Source organism: Pseudomonas sp. LBUM1647 (assembly GCF_059716175.1).
Genome location: NZ_CP166809.1, coordinates 1,188,056 through 1,204,210, shown reverse-complemented (window position 1 = coordinate 1,204,210; position 16,155 = coordinate 1,188,056). Strand labels below are relative to the sequence as shown.

Annotated in this window: 18 protein-coding genes; all 18 read right to left on the bottom strand. The window is 58.6% G+C overall.

Annotation, left to right across the window (positions count from 1 at the left end; translation table 11 throughout):
- Nucleotides 1-167: 167 nt before the first annotated feature.
- Complete coding sequence (gene der / locus ACA059_RS05395) at nucleotides 168-1,637, bottom strand: ribosome biogenesis GTPase Der (protein ID WP_046046039.1); 1,470 nt, start codon at nucleotides 1,635-1,637, stop codon at nucleotides 168-170.
- Nucleotides 1,638-1,776: 139 nt separating this feature from the next.
- Nucleotides 1,777-2,928: an outer membrane protein assembly factor BamB gene (gene bamB, locus ACA059_RS05390; protein ID WP_497632997.1), complete on the bottom strand. Its 1,152-nt coding sequence runs from the start codon at nucleotides 2,926-2,928 to the stop codon at nucleotides 1,777-1,779.
- Nucleotides 2,921-3,562: a tetratricopeptide repeat protein gene (locus ACA059_RS05385; protein WP_415773378.1), complete on the bottom strand. Its 642-nt coding sequence runs from the start codon at nucleotides 3,560-3,562 to the stop codon at nucleotides 2,921-2,923. Before ACA059_RS05385 ends, bamB begins: the two co-directional genes overlap by 8 nt.
- Before the next feature lie 40 nt (nucleotides 3,563-3,602).
- On the bottom strand, nucleotides 3,603-4,892 hold the full coding sequence (gene hisS / locus ACA059_RS05380; protein ID WP_497632996.1) for a histidine--tRNA ligase: 1,290 nt from the start codon (nucleotides 4,890-4,892) through the stop codon (nucleotides 3,603-3,605).
- Between the two features lie 24 nt (nucleotides 4,893-4,916).
- A complete protein-coding gene (gene ispG / locus ACA059_RS05375) occupies nucleotides 4,917-6,026 on the bottom strand; it encodes a flavodoxin-dependent (E)-4-hydroxy-3-methylbut-2-enyl-diphosphate synthase (RefSeq protein ID WP_008147751.1) in 1,110 nt (369 codons plus the stop codon).
- A gap of 3 nt (nucleotides 6,027-6,029) precedes the next feature.
- Nucleotides 6,030-7,058 (bottom strand): RodZ domain-containing protein, encoded by a 1,029-nt coding sequence (locus ACA059_RS05370; RefSeq protein ID WP_497632995.1) that lies wholly within the window; start codon nucleotides 7,056-7,058, stop codon nucleotides 6,030-6,032.
- Nucleotides 7,058-7,816 carry a type IV pilus biogenesis/stability protein PilW gene (gene pilW / locus ACA059_RS05365; protein ID WP_497632994.1) on the bottom strand — a complete coding sequence of 253 codons (759 nt, stop codon included), beginning with the start codon at nucleotides 7,814-7,816 and terminating at the stop codon, nucleotides 7,058-7,060. The genes ACA059_RS05370 and pilW overlap by 1 nt, the downstream gene beginning before the upstream one ends.
- 12 nt (nucleotides 7,817-7,828) lie before the next feature.
- The gene (gene rlmN, locus ACA059_RS05360) at nucleotides 7,829-8,977 is read right to left on the bottom strand and encodes a dual-specificity RNA methyltransferase RlmN (RefSeq protein ID WP_033061468.1); all 1,149 of its coding nucleotides are present in this window, start codon (nucleotides 8,975-8,977) and stop codon (nucleotides 7,829-7,831) included.
- A gap of 28 nt (nucleotides 8,978-9,005) precedes the next feature.
- Entirely contained in the window at nucleotides 9,006-9,431 is a 426-nt protein-coding gene (gene ndk / locus ACA059_RS05355) for a nucleoside-diphosphate kinase (RefSeq protein ID WP_007916882.1), read from the bottom strand.
- A gap of 92 nt (nucleotides 9,432-9,523) precedes the next feature.
- On the bottom strand, nucleotides 9,524-9,724 hold the full coding sequence (gene iscX / locus ACA059_RS05350) for a Fe-S cluster assembly protein IscX (protein ID WP_282375258.1): 201 nt from the start codon (nucleotides 9,722-9,724) through the stop codon (nucleotides 9,524-9,526).
- Between the two features lie 14 nt (nucleotides 9,725-9,738).
- Complete coding sequence (gene fdx, locus ACA059_RS05345) at nucleotides 9,739-10,080, bottom strand: ISC system 2Fe-2S type ferredoxin (RefSeq protein WP_347803671.1); 342 nt, start codon at nucleotides 10,078-10,080, stop codon at nucleotides 9,739-9,741.
- 2 nt (nucleotides 10,081-10,082) lie between these two features.
- Nucleotides 10,083-11,945, bottom strand: a complete 1,863-nt coding sequence (gene hscA, locus ACA059_RS05340; RefSeq protein ID WP_497632993.1) for a Fe-S protein assembly chaperone HscA — start codon at nucleotides 11,943-11,945, stop codon at nucleotides 10,083-10,085.
- Between the two features lie 51 nt (nucleotides 11,946-11,996).
- Complete coding sequence (gene hscB / locus ACA059_RS05335; protein ID WP_008070981.1) at nucleotides 11,997-12,518, bottom strand: co-chaperone HscB; 522 nt, start codon at nucleotides 12,516-12,518, stop codon at nucleotides 11,997-11,999.
- 8 nt (nucleotides 12,519-12,526) lie between these two features.
- Entirely contained in the window at nucleotides 12,527-12,850 is a 324-nt protein-coding gene (gene iscA / locus ACA059_RS05330) for an iron-sulfur cluster assembly protein IscA (RefSeq protein WP_007903589.1), read from the bottom strand.
- Nucleotides 12,851-12,884: 34 nt separating this feature from the next.
- The gene (gene iscU / locus ACA059_RS05325; protein WP_003443374.1) at nucleotides 12,885-13,271 is read right to left on the bottom strand and encodes a Fe-S cluster assembly scaffold IscU; all 387 of its coding nucleotides are present in this window, start codon (nucleotides 13,269-13,271) and stop codon (nucleotides 12,885-12,887) included.
- An 84-nt stretch (nucleotides 13,272-13,355) separates the two neighbouring features.
- Entirely contained in the window at nucleotides 13,356-14,570 is a 1,215-nt protein-coding gene (locus tag ACA059_RS05320; RefSeq protein WP_497632992.1) for an IscS subfamily cysteine desulfurase, read from the bottom strand.
- A 50-nt stretch (nucleotides 14,571-14,620) separates the two neighbouring features.
- Nucleotides 14,621-15,112 (bottom strand): Fe-S cluster assembly transcriptional regulator IscR, encoded by a 492-nt coding sequence (gene iscR / locus ACA059_RS05315; RefSeq protein ID WP_007903581.1) that lies wholly within the window; start codon nucleotides 15,110-15,112, stop codon nucleotides 14,621-14,623.
- 265 nt (nucleotides 15,113-15,377) lie between these two features.
- Nucleotides 15,378-16,154 (bottom strand): serine O-acetyltransferase, encoded by a 777-nt coding sequence (cysE, locus tag ACA059_RS05310; RefSeq protein ID WP_134417297.1) that lies wholly within the window; start codon nucleotides 16,152-16,154, stop codon nucleotides 15,378-15,380.
- Between the last annotated feature and the right edge of the window lies 1 nt (nucleotide 16,155).

Below are 16,155 nucleotides of genomic sequence, written 5' to 3'. Positions count from 1 at the left end.
ATTTATCCCCGTTCGGCTACGAAGTAGTCGTAAACCCTGCACCGCGGTTTATCTGACAGACCGCAGTGGATGGTTTTGGGGCCGCTACGCGGCCCAACGGGGCGGTGCGACGTTTCGCTAAATCCCCTCGCCACAGAAGCCCACACACAAAGGTGTGGGAAACTGAATCAGCGCTTGTCGCGGCGCTTCTTGTCGGCTTTCTTATGGTGCGACATCATCCGACGCTTCTTGTTGACCTGGCGGTCGGTCAGCGAGTTCTTGTTGCCTTCGTACGGGTTCTCGCCGCCCTTGAACTCGATGCGGATCGGAGTACCGACCAGCTTCAAGACACGACGATAAGTGTTTTCCAGATAGCGCACATAAGACTTCGGCACTTTCTCGATCTGATTACCGTGAATCACGATAATCGGCGGGTTAGCACCACCCAAGTGGGCATAACGCAGCTTGATCCGGCGGTTGTTGACCATCGGCGGCGCGTGCTCACCAACCGCATCTTCCAGAATCGTGGTCAGGCGGTTGGTTGGCCAGCGGGTGACCGCAGACTTGAACGAGTTCTGTACGGAGGCGTAGAGGTTGCCCACGCCCGTGCCGTGCAGGGCCGAGATGAAGTGAATGTCGGCGTAGTCAACGAAGAACAGTCGACGTTGCAGCTCGACCTTCACGAAGTCGCGCTCGCTCGGCGTCATGCCGTCCCACTTGTTGATCGCGATAACCAGCGCACGACCCGACTCAATGGCGAAGCCCAGCAGGTTGAGATCGTGATCGACCACGCCTTCGCGGGCGTCCATCACGAAGATCACCACGTTGGCGTCTTTGATCGCTTGCAGGGTTTTGACCACGGAGAATTTTTCGACTTCTTCGTGGATCTTGCCGCGCTTGCGCACACCAGCGGTATCGATCAGCGTGTACTTCTCGTCGTTACGCTCGAACGGGATGTAGATGCTGTCGCGGGTGGTGCCGGGCTCGTCATAAACGATTACCCGGTCTTCACCGAGCATGCGGTTGACCAGGGTCGACTTGCCGACGTTCGGACGGCCAATGATCGCGATCTTGATACCGTCTTTTTCGCTTGGGCCAGGAATGCGCTTGGCTTCCTCGCCTTCGGCAACGATCTCTTCCTCGCCTTCTTCCAGCTCGTCATCGTCTTTCGGGAAGTCGCTCAGGGCGATTTCCAGCATCTGGGTGATGCCACGACCGTGGGCGCCGGCGATCGGGATCGCGTGGCCCATGCCCAACGGGGCGAACTCGGCGCGGGCCATTTCAGGGTCGATGTTGTCGACCTTGTTGGCAACCACGTAGGAACGCTTGTTACGTTTGCGCAAATGCTCGGCGATCATCTGGTCGGCGGCGGTGAAACCAGCCTTGGCATCTACCAGGAACAGAACGACATCCGCTTCTTCAATGGCCAGCAGCGACTGCTCGGCCATTTTTTCGTCCATACCGTGCTCGTCACCGGAGATACCGCCGGTGTCGACCAGAATGTAGGAACGCCCTTGCCACTTGGCCTCACCGTATTGGCGATCACGGGTCAGACCGGACAAGTCGCCGACGATGGCGTCGCGAGTCCTGGTCAGGCGGTTGAACAAGGTGGACTTGCCGACGTTCGGTCGGCCCACCAGGGCGATTACGGGAACCATGCGGCTCTCCACTTCGTTATTTCAGAAAATACAAAAGCCGCTGCGAGGCAGCGGCTGGTGCTCGGGGCAGCGCTTGAGGGCGCTGCGAACCCCGTGAAACGGGGCTGCCTGGGGGTTAACCCCAAGCATAGTCAAACCTTTACTTAATGGTCAGGGCTTCCAGCTTGCCACTGTTGCCATACAGATAAATCGTGTCACCCACCACCAGCGGACGGGCACGCAGGCCGTCGCTGTCGATGCGCTCGCGGCCGACGAAACGACCGTCCACCTGGCTCAGCAGATGCAGGTAACCTTCCATATCACCGACTGCAACGTAGCTGGAGAACACTTCCGGAGCCGACAGTTGACGACGAGCCAGCGAATCGTTGCTCCACAAGGCTGTGGTGGAACGTTCGTCGACGCCTTCAACGGTGCCCGAAGACAGGCTCACGTAGACGCTGCCAAAACCCTGGGCGACACCGGCATAGCTGGAAGCATCACGCTGCCAAAGCTGACGACCGCTTTGCAGGTCCAGTGCCGCAACGCGACCCTGGTAGCTGGCGACGTACAGCGTTTCGCCGGACAGCAGCAGGCCACCGTCGATATCGACAACGCGCTCCAGTTCCGAACGACCTTGTGGAATTGCTACCCGTTGTTCCCACACCGGCACGCCGTTGGAAATATCGAGAGCGACCACTTTACCGGTCGACAGGCCAGCCACCGCGAGGCGGTTGGTGACGATCGGCGCACTGGTGCCGCGCAGGGTCAATACCGCTGGAGTGCTGTCATACAACCAGCGTTGGGTGCCGGTAGCGGCATCCAGACCGATCAGACGGTCATCCTGAGTCTGAACAACAACGACATCACCGTTGTTGGCCGGCGGTGCGAGGACTTCACTGGACACGCGAGCGCGCCATTTCTCTTCACCGTTGATGGCGTCCAGGGCAACGATTTCACCCTTGACCGTACCGATCAGGAGCAGACCGTAACTGACGCCGACAGCGCCGGAAACAGGCAGTTCGAGATCTTTCTTCCATTTGACGTCGCCATTGCTGCGATCCATCGCCATCACCACACCGGTGACGTCGGCGGCATAGATGGTATCGCCATCGATCGCCGGAACCAGCATGTTGTACGAATCGCCCTGACCGTCACCGATCGAACGACTCCACTGCTTGTGCAGAACCACTTCTTCTTTGAAGTCGGTCAACTCGGCCGGTGGCAGTTCTTTTTTGCTGTTGCTGCTGCAACCCGCGGCCAATATGGCCAGAGCCAGCAATGCTGCATGTTTCCAACGAATCACGTCACGCATCCCCTTTAGCCAGGTCGTCCAGCTTGATTTGTAGGCCACCCACTGCCGCTTCATCCGACAGTGCCGCCTTGGCTTTTTGATACGCCGTGTTCGCTTCGTCGGTACGACCCAACTGCACCAGCAGGTCGCCTTTGAGTTCTTCGCGAGTGGCCAGGAATGCTTTATCGGCATCGCCTTCGAGCAGTTTCAGGGCTTCATCGGCCTTGTTCTGCGCGGCCAGCACCTGCGCCAGACGCTGCCGAGCAATTTCGCCCAGCGCCGGGTTGGCCGGTTTGGCAACAATGGCTTTCAGCTCGCTGGCTGCGTCATCCAGCTTGCCGCTGTCGACCGCAACTTTTGCCACGAACAGGCTGCCGTACTGCGCGTAAGCGCTACCGCCGAACTCGCTGTTGAGCTTGCCGGCCAGGTCCGCAACACGGGCGGCATCAGGCTTGCCGTCTGGCGTCAGCGTGGTTTCCAGCAGTTGCTGATAGAGCATCGAGGCGCCTTGCGACTGATTGCTCTGATACTTGTGAAAGGCCTGCCAGCCGAACACGATGACCAGCGCCAACAGGCCGCCAGTGACCAGGGGCTTGCCGTTGCGTGTCCACCAGTCCTTCAAATCCGACAGCTGTTCGTCTTCGGTACTCGACACCCCAATACTCCTTAATCGCTAAATCGGCTGTTTGACAGCTTCAACCCTGCACGACGCAGGTGGCCAGGTGTGCAGCAAGCGCATCCCAGGCAATGCTTTGTTGTTCGCCCTGGCCACGCAGGGGTTTGAAACCTACCACTTGCTGGGCCATTTCGTCGTCACCGAGGATCAGCGCGTACAACGCACCGCTCTTGTCGGCTTTCTTGAACTGGCTTTTGAAGCTGCCGGCGCCGGCATTCACTTGCAGGCGCAGGTTGGGCAATTGATCACGAATACGCTCGCTCAGTGTCAAACCGGCCAGCTCTGCAGCTTCGCCGAAGGCACAGAGGTAGACGTCGACCTGACGGGAAATCTCTTCCGGGATCTGCTCCAGGGTTTCAAGCAGCAGCACCAGGCGCTCGATACCCATGGCGAAACCAACGCCCGTGGTCGGCTTGCCGCCCATCTGCTCGACCAGACCATCGTAACGACCACCGGCACACACGGTGCCTTGAGCGCCCAACTGGTCGGTGACCCATTCGAAAACAGTCTTGCTGTAGTAATCCAGCCCGCGAACCAGCTTCGGGTTGATCACGTAAGGAATGCCGGCGGCGTCCAGGCGAGCCTTGAGGCCCTCGAAATGCACGCGGGATTCTTCGTCGAGGTAGTCGGCCATTTTCGGCGCGTCGACCAGCACGGCTTGAGTGTCGGCGTTCTTGGTATCCAGAACCCGCAAAGGGTTGGTCTTCAGGCGACGCTGGCTGTCTTCGTCCAGCTTGTCCAGGCGGGCCGAAAGGAACTCGACCAGCGCTTCGCGATAACGACCGCGGGACTCGGCAGTGCCGAGGCTGTTGAGTTCGAGCTTGACCGCATCACGGATGCCCAGCTCGCCCCACAGGCGCCAGGTCAGCACGATCAGCTCGGCATCGATGTCCGGACCGTCGAGGTTGAAGACTTCGCAACCAATCTGGTGGAACTGGCGATAACGGCCTTTCTGCGGACGTTCGTGGCGGAACATCGGGCCGATGTACCAGAGTTTCTGCACCTGGCCACCGCCGGTGATGCCGTGCTCGAGCACCGCACGCACGCAGGCCGCTGTGCCTTCGGGGCGCAGGGTCAGGGAGTCGCCGTTGCGGTCGTCGAAGGTGTACATCTCTTTTTCGACGATGTCGGTCACTTCACCGATGGAGCGCTTGAACAGCTCGGTGAACTCGACGATCGGCATGCGGATCTGCTTGTAACCGTAGTTATCCAGCAAACGCGAGACGGTGCCTTCGAAATGACGCCACAGGGGAGTCTGCTCGGGCAGGATGTCGTTCATGCCACGTATGGCTTGCAGAGACTTGCTCACTATAAATCCTTAAATTCGTTCGACTTAGCCGCGGGCGATTACTGCCGCGTCGGCTTCGACCTTTTCGGCCGCTTTCTGGCGGATCAAGCGTTCAAGCTCATCCACCAGATTGTCATTCGTCAGCTTCTGCGACGGCTTGCCGTCGATGTAAATCAGGTTTGGCGTGCCGCCGGTCAAGCCGATATGGGCTTCCTTGGCTTCGCCCGGTCCGTTGACCACGCAACCGATGACCGCGACATCCAATGGCACCAGCAGGTCTTCGAGGCGCCCTTCCAGCTCGTTCATGGTTTTGACCACATCGAAGTTCTGCCGCGAGCAACTCGGGCAGGCGATGAAGTTGATGCCACGGGAACGCAGATGCAGGGATTTGAGAATGTCGTAGCCGACTTTCACTTCCTCGACCGGGTCGGCCGCCAACGAGATGCGAATAGTATCGCCAATCCCTTCGGCGAGCAGCATACCGAGGCCCACGGCGGATTTCACCGTGCCTGAACGCAAACCACCGGCTTCGGTGATGCCCAGGTGTAGCGGCTGGACGATTTCCTTGGCCAGCAAGCGGTAAGCGGCGACGGCCATGAACACGTCAGAAGCTTTCACGCTGACCTTGAAGTCCTGGAAATTCAGGCGTTCAAGGTGCTCGACGTGACGCAGGGCAGATTCAACCAGTGCAGCCGGGGTCGGCTCGCCGTATTTCTTTTGCAGGTCTTTTTCCAGGGAACCGGCGTTCACGCCGATGCGGATCGGAATCCCGCGATCACGAGCGGCATCGACTACCGCACGCACGCGGTCTTCGCGACCGATGTTGCCCGGGTTGATTCGCAGGCAGTCAACGCCCAGTTCGGCTACGCGCAGAGCGATCTTGTAGTCGAAATGGATGTCGGCAACCAAAGGTACTTTGACCAGCTTCTTGATCTTGCCGAAGGCTTCAGCGGCATCCATGTCGGGCACGGAAATTCGCACGATATCGACGCCAGCCGCTTCCAGACGATTGATCTGGGCCACGGTAGCGGCTACGTCATTGGTGTCGCTGTTGGTCATGCTCTGCACAGCGATAGGCGCATCGCCGCCAACAGGCACGTTACCGACCCAGATCTTGCGGGATTCGCGACGTTTGATTGGAGATTCGCCGTGCATGACTTATTGACCCAACTTCAGGCGAGCAGTCTCGCCACTGGTGAACGGAGCGACATCAACCACCTGCCCGTTGTAGCTGACCTGCGCGCCACGGGCGAAGCCCAGACGCACGGAAAACGGTGGCTTGCCGCTCACGGAAACGTTTTCGCCTTTGCGCTTGAGACCGCTCAACAGCACCTTGCCGGTGCCATCGGTCACTTGCGTCCAGCAATCAGCAGTGAATTGCAGTTGAACCGAACCTTGGCCGGCAACCGAAGCAGACGCTGCAGGAGGGGGAATGGTCGGAGTAACCGAAGCGCTCGCAGGCGGGTTCGATACAACAGGGGCAGTCGGGGCTGGCGCGACTGGAGTCGCGACAACTGTAGCGGTGCTGTGGGCAGGTGCAACAGGCGTTGGCGCTGGTACAACCGGTGCAGCAGGCGCAGTCGCTTCAGTTTCGGCCGGCGCTTCTGCCGATGTCTCGGCTTGCGGCAACGCAAGAGAGGTTGTGCCTTCAGCCTGACCTTCCGCGACGGCCTGGTCTTCCGGCTCGTCCAGCGGATGGATCTGGGTGGTGCCGTCAGCGCCTTCGACTTCAACGTGTTCCGGGCTCAGGCTGGTCAGGTCTTTGGTGCGCAATGAGGTTTGATCCTGCCACCAGACAAATCCACCACCAATCACTGCGAACAGCAACAGCAGGCTGACAATTCGCAAAATGGTGTGGGAAACCCGAACCGGTTCTTCGATACGTCCCAGGCTATGAACGTTGCTGCCCTGGGAGTCGGTGCCGGTGGATTGGTCGAACTGTTGGACCAGTACGGTTTGATCCATGCCGAGCAGTTTCGCGTAGGCGCGAATATAACCGCGAGCAAAGGTATGCCCAGGCAGCTTGTCGAAAGCGCCGGCTTCCAGATTGCTCAGGGAATTGACGGTGAGGTTGAGCTTGAGGGCCACTTCGGCCAGCGACCAGCCATTGCTTTCGCGGGCCTGGCGCAAAGTCTCACCGGGATTAACGCGATTCGCTGCTACAACTTCGGGATGCGCCGCTTTCATCATTGCTCCGACAGGTATTGCTGATATTCCGGCGTACCGGGATAGAGTCGTTTTAGTTGCAGGCCAAAACTGGCGGCCTTGTCGCGATCATCAAACACTTTTGCCAGCCGAACGCCGAGCAATAGACTACGTGCATTTTGCTCGGTGAGCAGGCTAAAACGATCGTAATAGTCACGCGCGGGCACATAATGCCTGTCTTCGAAGGACAACTCAGCCATTTCCAGCAATGCACGTGGCTGTTGGCGATTCAAACGCAGGGCTTTTTCCAGCTGCTGCTGCGCCAGATCGCGCTGCCCCAGCTTCGAAGCGGTCATTCCGAGGCTCTCGAACACCCGCGAACGCTCGGGATACAAGGTATCGGCGGCGGCCTGTTCAAAGCGCTCGTAAGCTTCTTTGTACCGTTTCTCTTCGAAAAGAAAACTGCCGTAGTTGTTCAGGATTCGCGCATCGTTGGGGCGGGAAGACAGCGCCTTGCGAAAATGCTGATCCGCCAGCTCCGGCTCCATCTCAGCCTGGAATACCAGACCCAGCGCAGCGTTGGCATCCGGATCCGAGTCATCCAGATCCAGCGCTTTCTTCAACGGTACTTTCGCCCGTTCGGTCATGCCCTGCTGCAAGTACCCCAAGCCCAGCTGCACATAGGCAACGCGCGCTTCATCGCGGCCCTTGCTGGTCTTCATCGGGTTGAAATCGCCCGACAGGACGCAGCCAGCACACAGGCTGGCCAACAGCAAAAGCAGCGCGAAGCGCAGGGACATAGAGATCCTCTCTTAATTATTGTTCGCAGCGTTCTGTGCGATATCGTTTTCGGCGCTTAACTCGCGCACGGCGATATAACGTTCGCTGCGACGGGTGCGATCCAGCACCTGCCCTACCAATTGGCCACACGCAGCATCGATGTCTTCACCGCGGGTGGTGCGTACGGTGACATTGAAGCCGGCATGGTGAAGCTGATCCTGGAAACGACGAATCGCGTTATTGCTCGGACGCTCGTAACCGGAATGCGGGAACGGGTTGAACGGAATCAGGTTGATCTTGCACGGGATGTTCTTGAGCAACTCGATCATTTCGACCGCGTGTTCGACCTTGTCGTTGATGTCCTTGAGCAAGGTGTACTCAATGGTCAGTACGCGCTTCTCGCCCAGGGACGACATGTAGCGCTGGCACGACTCGAGAAGCATCTTAAGCGGATACTTCTTGTTGATCGGCACCAATTGGTTACGCAATGCGTCGTTCGGTGCGTGCAGGGACAACGCCAGGGAAACGTCGATGTGCTTGGACAGCTCATCGATCATCGGCACCACACCCGATGTAGACAGGGTTACGCGGCGCTTGGAGATCCCGTAGCCCAGGTCATCCATCATCAGATGCATGGCGGCCACGACGTTGTCGAAGTTCAGCAGCGGCTCACCCATGCCCATCATCACCACGTTGGTGATGGCACGGTCGGCGGTCGCCGGGATGCTGCCGAACGATTTATTGGCAATCCACACCTGGCCGATGACTTCGGCGGCAGTGAGGTTGCTGTTGAATCCTTGCTTGCCGGTGGAGCAGAAACTGCAATCCAGGGCACAGCCTGCCTGGGACGAAACGCACAAAGTGCCGCGTTTGCCCTGGGGAATGTACACGGTCTCGACGCAGCTGCCGGACGCCACGCGCACCACCCATTTACGGGTGCCGTCGGTGGAGATGTCCTCGCTGACAACTTCAGGACCGCGAACCTCGGCAATAACCTTGAGCTTGTCGCGCAAGGCCTTGCTGACGTTCGTCATGGCGTCGAAATCATCGACGCCAAGGTGGTGAATCCATTTCATTACCTGACCGGCACGGAAACGCTTCTCCCCGATTGAGTCGAAGAATTTTTCCATTTCCAGCTGAGTCAGACCCAGCAGGTTGGTTTTTACAGTCGATGTAGTCATGGATTCACCTTCACTCTTAAGCCAATGCTTAGCGAGTGGTTACTTCAGTAGCTGCGAAGAAGTACGAGATTTCGCGAGCAGCAGCGGCTTCGGAGTCCGAACCGTGTACAGCGTTGGCGTCGATGGAATCAGCGAAGTCAGCGCGGATGGTACCGGCAGCAGCTTCTTTAGGGTTGGTAGCGCCCATCAGCTCACGGTTCAGAGCGATAGCGTTTTCGCCTTCCAGAACCTGAACGACAACCGGACCGGAGATCATGAAAGCAACCAGGTCGCCGAAGAAACCACGAGCGCTGTGCTCAGCGTAGAAGCCTTCAGCTTCAGCTTTGGACAGTTGCTTCAGTTTCGAAGCTACAACGCGCAGGCCAGCTTTTTCGAAACGAGTGGTGATCTCGCCGATAACGTTTTTTGCAACAGCGTCAGGCTTGATGATGGAGAAAGTACGTTGAACAGCCATGGTGTAACTCCAGAAACGGTAATTTGTGAAAAATTAAACCCGCGAATTATACGCGGGTTCTTTGGTATTGCCTAACTGCGTACGGCGCAGACTCAGTCTGCTTCTTCGATCCAGGCAGCCTGAATGGCTTCAAGCACCTTCTCGCCACCGCGGGTCGGATCATCACTGAACTCCGGCAATGCCAGCACCCACTTGTGCAGATCGACGAAGTTCACGTAACGCGGGTCCGTATCCGGCTTGGATTCAGCCAGCTGGATCGCGATTTCCAGCACATCAACCCATTTCAGACTCATTTCAGTTCCTTGAATCAGTGCGCTGCTTCGGCCGCATGGTTGAGCGAGTATTTCGGAATTTCGACGGTCAGGTCTTCATTTCCGACGATCGCCTGACAGCCTAGACGCGATTGCGCCTCTAAACCCCAGGCCCGATCAAGAAAGTCTTCTTCCAGCTCATCCGCCTCTTCCAGCGAGTCGAAACCCTCGCGGATGATGCAGTGGCAGGTGGTGCAGGCGCAGACGCCGCCACAGGCGCTTTCCATCTCGATATGGTGTTCGTGGGCCAGCTCGAGAATGGAAGTGCCAGGCTCAGCCTCCACAACCATGCCGTCCGGGCAAAACTTATCGTGTGGCAGAAAAATGACCTGCGGCATCGTTATTCCTCAATCTCATTCAGGTTGCGCCCCGCCAGAGCGGCTTTCACCGTCGAGTCCAGGCGGCGGGCAGCAAAGGCGTCGGTCACTTGCGACAGACGCTTGGTCTGCTGCTCGATGGCATAACCATCGGTACCTTTCATCAGTTCGGTCAGTTCCTGCATCTGCAACTCGATAACCATGCGCTCTTCAGCGTCGAGCAGGCGCTCGCCGTCGACATCGAGGGCGCCCTGCACCGCTTCGATCAGGCGCTGGGCATCGACTTGCTGCTCACGCAGAACACGGGCAACTTTGTCGTCGCCGGCGTGCTGGAACGAATCCTTGAGCATCTTGGCAATTTCGCCATCCGTCAGACCGTAGGACGGTTTGACCTGGATGCTGGCCTCAACGCCCGAACCCAGTTCGCGTGCCGCGACGCTGAGCAGACCGTCGGCATCGACCTGGAAGGTCACGCGAATCTTCGCCGCACCAGCCACCATCGCCGGAATGCCGCGCAATTCGAAACGTGCCAGGGAACGACAGTCGCTGATCAGCTCGCGCTCACCCTGCAATACGTGGATCGCCATGGCCGACTGGCCATCTTTATAAGTCGTGAAGTCCTGAGCACGGGCGACAGGGATGGTGGTGTTGCGAGGAATCACCTTCTCCATCAATCCACCCATGGTTTCCAGCCCCAGGGACAACGGAATCACGTCAAGCAACAGCAACTCATCGCCATCGCGCTTGTTGCCAGCCAGCGTATCGGCCTGGATCGCGGCACCGATGGCCACCACTTGATCCGGATCGATTTCGGTCAACGGTTCGCGGCCGAAGGCTTCAGCGACGGCTTCGCGGACACGAGGCACGCGTGTCGAACCGCCCACCATGACCACCGCGTGCACTTCGTCCAGCTCGATGCCGGAATCACGCACAGCGCGGCGACAGGCTTTCAGGCTGCGGGCAACCATTGGCTCGATCAACGCATTAAAGACTTCACGGGTCAGCTCGGCTTTCCAGTCGCCATAAGCGACTTCAACGGACGAGGCATTGGTCAGGGCTTCTTTGGCCGCACAAGCGGCTTGCAGCAGATTGCGCTGCGCACCCGGATCGAGGTCGGCGGACAGACCGGCGCTCTCGATGATCCAGCCAGCGATTGCATGGTCGAAGTCATCGCCGCCCAGCGCGCTGTCGCCGCCGGTAGCCAAAACCTCAAACACACCGCCGGTCAGGCGCAGAATCGAAATATCGAAGGTGCCGCCACCCAGGTCATAAATCGCGACCAGGCCTTCAGCATGTTGGTCCAGGCCGTAAGCCACAGCAGCGGCGGTCGGCTCGTTGAGCAGTCGCAGCACATTCAGACCAGCCAGTTTGGCTGCATCCTTGGTGGCTTGACGCTGAGCATCGTCGAAATAGGCCGGAACGGTGATCACCGCGCCCACAAGTTCACCACCCAACGTCGCTTCGGCGCGCTGACGCAGCACTTTCAGGATATCGGCGGAAACTTCGACCGGGCTTTTCGGGCCCTGAATGGTGTCAATGAACGGCATGTGCGACTCGCCGCCGACGAAGCGGTACGGCAGTTGATCGCCCAATTGCTTGACGTCGGACAGACCACGACCCATCAAGCGCTTGACCGACAGCACAGTGTTCAAAGGGTCGGTGGCGGCAGCCAGTTTGGCCGACTCGCCGACCTCGACACGATCGGCGTGGTAGCGCACGGCAGACGGCAGGATGACCTGCCCGTCAGCGTCAGCCAGAGGTTCGGAAAGACCACTGCGCAATGCAGCGACCAGCGAATTGGTAGTGCCCAAGTCGATCCCCACAGCCAGACGACGCTGGTGCGGTTGAGGACTTTGGCCGGGTTCGGCGATCTGCAGTAGGGCCATCGTTATCAGGACTTATCTGTATATCAGGCGTGCGACCGGAGCGGCACTGGGTTAATCGTCGAGGCGCTCTTCTAACTGGCGCACTTCGTAGGTGAGCTTGTCGAGGAACTGCATGCGCCGCATCAGGCGTTCGGCCTGTTCACGTTGCGCTGCATCATCCCAACAGGCTGCGAAGCTTTCGTTCAGTTCATCCTGCGCAGTCTTCAGGCGACGCTTGAACACTGCAACACCCGCCAGGTCGGCGCTGTCTTGCAGGTCTTCGAGCTCTTCACGCAGCTCCATCTGCTGCAGAAGAAACTCCGGATCATGCACCGTGACCTCCAGCGGCAGCTCGCGACCGCCCATGGCGAGCAAGTAACGCGCGCGCTTTGGGGGACTTTTGAGCGTCTGGTAGGCCTCGTTGAGGCTCGCGGATTGCTCTAGCGCCAGCCGCTGCTCGCGCTCGGAAGCGTCTGCAAAGCGGTCCGGATGAACACCGCGCGCCAACTCACGGTAGCGCGTGGCCAACTGATCGAGATCCAGACGGAAGCTCGGTTTCAGCTCAAATAAAGCGAAATGACAAGGAGTACCCACGCGCAGCCTCAGATGTTGAAGCTTTCGCCGCAGCCACATTCACCGCGTACGTTGGGATTGTTGAACTTGAAGCCTTCGTTCAACCCTTCCTTGACGAAATCGAGTTCGGTGCCGTCCAGGTAGGCCAGGCTTTTTGGGTCGATGATCACTTTCTCGCCGTGACTTTCGAACACCTGATCCTCTGCAACCACCTCGTCGACAAACTCCAGCACGTAGGCAAGGCCGGAACAGCCTGTGGTGCGAACACCCAGACGAATCCCTTCACCTTTGCCGCGCCCGTTGAGGGAGCGTCGCACGTGTTGAGCAGCCGCTTCTGTCATGCTGATAGCCATCGGTGACTCCTTACTCGTCGCCAAAACTTGAAAGTCAGATCAAGCCTTTCTTCTGCTTGTAGTCGCGAACGGCCGCTTTGATAGCGTCTTCAGCAAGTACGGAGCAGTGAATTTTTACTGGCGGCAGAGCCAGTTCTTCAGCCAGCTGAGTGTTTTTGATGGTCTCTGCTTCATCCAGAGTCTTGCCTTTCATCCACTCGGTCGCCAGGGAGCTGGAGGCGATAGCCGAACCGCAACCGTAGGTCTTGAACTTGGCGTCTTCGATGATGCCTTGCTCGTTGACCTTGATCTGCAGACGCATCACGTCGCCGCACGCCGGGGCGCCGACCATGCCGGTGCCGACATCAGGGTCTTCCGCGTCCATCTTGCCGACGTTGCGCGGGTTCTCGTAGTGGTCGATGACCTTTTCGCTGTAAGCCATGATTCTTAATCCTCACTCATCAGAGAGTCGCTCTTGAAGCCCTGCACCCGAGGGTTCACAGGGCCGGTTTGCGGCGACTTGAAATCAGTGTGCCGCCCACTCGATTTTCGAAATGTCGACACCGTCTTTGTACATGTCCCACAGCGGCGACAGAGTGCGCAGCTTGGTAACGGCCTCGCAGACTTTCTGCGCGGCGTAGTCGATTTCTTCTTCGGTGGTGAAACGGCCGAAGGTGAAGCGAATCGAGCTGTGTGCCAGTTCGTCGTTGCGGCCCAGGGCGCGCAGCACGTACGAAGGCTCAAGGGAAGCCGAGGTGCAGGCCGAACCGGACGAAACCGCCAGATCCTTGAGCGCCATGATCAGCGACTCGCCTTCAACGTAGTTGAAGCTCAGGTTCAGGTTGTGCGGAACACGAGCGGTCATGCTGCCGTTGATGTACAGCTCTTCCAGGCCTTCGACCTGTTTGAAGAAACGGTCGCTCAGGGCTTTGATACGCACGTTCTCGGCAACCATGTCTTCCTTGGCTACGCGGAAGGCTTCGCCCATGCCGACGATCTGGTGGGTCGCCAGGGTGCCCGAACGCATACCGCGTTCGTGACCGCCGCCGTGCATGGTCGCTTCGATGCGAACACGCGGCTTGCGGCTCACGTACAGTGCGCCGATGCCTTTAGGGCCGTAGGTTTTGTGGGCAGAGAACGACATCATGTCGACTTTCAGCTTCGACAGGTCGATATCGACCTTGCCGGTGGACTGAGCAGCATCGACGTGGAACAGAATGCCCTTCGAACGGGTCAGTTCGCCGATGGCCTCGATGTCGTTGATGGTGCCGATTTCGTTGTTCACGTGCATGACCGAAACCAGGATGGTGTCGTCGCGCAGGGCGGCTTCGATCATCTCCGGAGTGACCAGACCATCAGTGCGAGGCTCGAGGTAGGTGACTTCGAAGCCTTCACGCTCCAGTTGGCGCATGGTGTCGAGGACAGCCTTGTGCTCAATCTTGGTGGTGATCAGGTGTTTGCCTTTGGTGGCATAGAAATGCGCCGCACCCTTGATTGCCAGGTTGTCGGACTCGGTGGCACCGGAGGTCCAGACGATTTCACGCGGGTCGGCGTTGACCAGGTCAGCGACCTGACGACGAGCGTTTTCGACGGACTCTTCAGCTTTCCAGCCGAACACGTGGGAACGGGACGCCGGGTTACCGAAGTTTCCGTCGACCAGCAGGCATTCACTCATTTTTTGCGCTACACGCGGATCAACCGGGGTGGTCGCAGAGTAATCAAGGTAAATCGGCAATTTCATGGACTATCTCCTAAATCAGGCTGGCTGGCGTGCCGCTAGCTCTTTGGCTGTCATTCGACGGCGGACGCTTCAATCTTGTCCAGGCGTGGCGCCTTGCTGTTGCAACGGCGCTGATCCTGACGCTGGGCTACTTCTTGTACCTCACGGCGAGTGACAAGGTCAGCCAAGCTGATACCGCTGAGAAATTCGTGAATCTGCAGGCTCAGATCGCACCACAAGTGGTGGGTCAGACAGGTATCGCCTTGATGGCAATCACCTTGGCCCTGGCATTTGGTGGCATCGACCGATTCGTTCACCGCATCGATCACCTGGGCGACCTGGATGCCCTGCATGTCGCGCGACAGCTGATAGCCGCCGCCTGGACCACGGACGCTGGACACCAGATTGCTACGGCGCAATTTGGCGAAGAGCTGTTCGAGGTAGGACAGGGAGATACCTTGGCGCTCGGAGATATCGGCCAGGGACACCGGCCCGTGCTGCGCATGCAACGCCAGGTCAAGCATGGCGGTCACGGCGTATCGGCCTTTTGTAGTCAGTCGCATGGACAATTACCACGGAGTTCAGAATGGGGCGAGTATGCAATTCCCGAGTATTTAAGTCAACTATAAGACCTAGTACTTTAGTCAGGATTACCCGCAAAAGAGCGCGCGCATCATAGCAAAGGCTGGCCGGTTACAGCCAGCAATTGCGCGTTATCGTTCTTCGCGAGCAAGCCCGCTCCCACACTTGGTCTGTGTCGAACACAAATCCGTGCCCGCTGAAGATCTAATGTGGGAGCGGGCTTGCTCGCGAAGGGGTCGGCGCGGTTTAACTGGCCTGGCTCTGATCCTTGTCCTTCACACAGGCGAAGTCTTCTTCACGCAACTCAGGCAGATCCTTGGCACAGTAGTTACTGCCCAGATCCTTCAACGCACCGCACATCCCTTCCAGACGGCCGTCGACGGCTTGCAGGTGATCAAGCAGCTGACCAATGGCACGAGCCACCGGATCAGGCATGTCTTCGCCGACCCCATAGGCATCGAAACCGATCTTCTCGGCCATGGCCTTACGCTTGGCGTCCTGCTCATCGTCAGACTTGACGATGATCCGACCAGGAATGCCGACCACCGTCGCTCCTGCCGGAACCGCCTTGGTGACCACGGCGTTGGAACCGACCTTGGCGCCGGCGCCGACCGTGAACGGACCAAGCACCTTTGCCCCCGCCCCGACCACCACGCCATCTTCAAGCGTCGGGTGACGCTTGCCCTTGTTCCAGCTGGTGCCACCCAGGGTCACGCCCTGATAAAGAGTGACATCATTGCCAATCTCAGCGGTTTCACCGATGACGATGCCCATGCCATGGTCGATAAAGAAACGACGACCGACCTTGGCGCCCGGATGGATCTCGATCCCGGTCAACCAGCGACCGAAGTTCGACACCAGTCGCGCCAGCCACTTCCAGCCCATGCCCCACAGGGCCGACGACAGGCGGTGGATCCAGATGGCGTGCATGCCGGGGTAGCAAGTCAGTACTTCAAAAGCGTTACGCGCTGCCGGATCACGATGGAAAACACTCTGGATATCTTCACGCAAACGCTCGAACATT

Bases quoted from the DNA above. Each gene is read 5' to 3' on its own strand.
- der (WP_046046039.1), bottom strand. From the start codon at position 1,637: ATGGTTCCCGTAATCGCCCTGGTGGGCCGACCGAACGTCGGCAAGTCC.
- bamB (WP_497632997.1), bottom strand. From the start codon at position 2,928: ATGCGTGACGTGATTCGTTGGAAACATGCAGCATTGCTGGCTCTGGCC.
- ispG (WP_008147751.1), bottom strand. From the start codon at position 6,026: ATGCACGGCGAATCTCCAATCAAACGTCGCGAATCCCGCAAGATCTGG.
- ACA059_RS05370 (WP_497632995.1), bottom strand. From the start codon at position 7,058: ATGAAAGCGGCGCATCCCGAAGTTGTAGCAGCGAATCGCGTTAATCCC.
- pilW (WP_497632994.1), bottom strand. From the start codon at position 7,816: ATGTCCCTGCGCTTCGCGCTGCTTTTGCTGTTGGCCAGCCTGTGTGCT.
- rlmN (WP_033061468.1), bottom strand. From the start codon at position 8,977: ATGACTACATCGACTGTAAAAACCAACCTGCTGGGTCTGACTCAGCTG.
- ndk (WP_007916882.1), bottom strand. From the start codon at position 9,431: ATGGCTGTTCAACGTACTTTCTCCATCATCAAGCCTGACGCTGTTGCA.
- iscX (WP_282375258.1), bottom strand. From the start codon at position 9,724: ATGAGTCTGAAATGGGTTGATGTGCTGGAAATCGCGATCCAGCTGGCT.
- fdx (WP_347803671.1), bottom strand. From the start codon at position 10,080: ATGCCGCAGGTCATTTTTCTGCCACACGATAAGTTTTGCCCGGACGGC.
- hscA (WP_497632993.1), bottom strand. From the start codon at position 11,945: ATGGCCCTACTGCAGATCGCCGAACCCGGCCAAAGTCCTCAACCGCAC.
- iscA (WP_007903589.1), bottom strand. From the start codon at position 12,850: ATGGCTATCAGCATGACAGAAGCGGCTGCTCAACACGTGCGACGCTCC.
- iscU (WP_003443374.1), bottom strand. From the start codon at position 13,271: ATGGCTTACAGCGAAAAGGTCATCGACCACTACGAGAACCCGCGCAAC.
- ACA059_RS05320 (WP_497632992.1), bottom strand. From the start codon at position 14,570: ATGAAATTGCCGATTTACCTTGATTACTCTGCGACCACCCCGGTTGAT.
- iscR (WP_007903581.1), bottom strand. From the start codon at position 15,112: ATGCGACTGACTACAAAAGGCCGATACGCCGTGACCGCCATGCTTGAC.
- cysE (WP_134417297.1), bottom strand. From the start codon at position 16,154: ATGTTCGAGCGTTTGCGTGAAGATATCCAGAGTGTTTTCCATCGTGAT.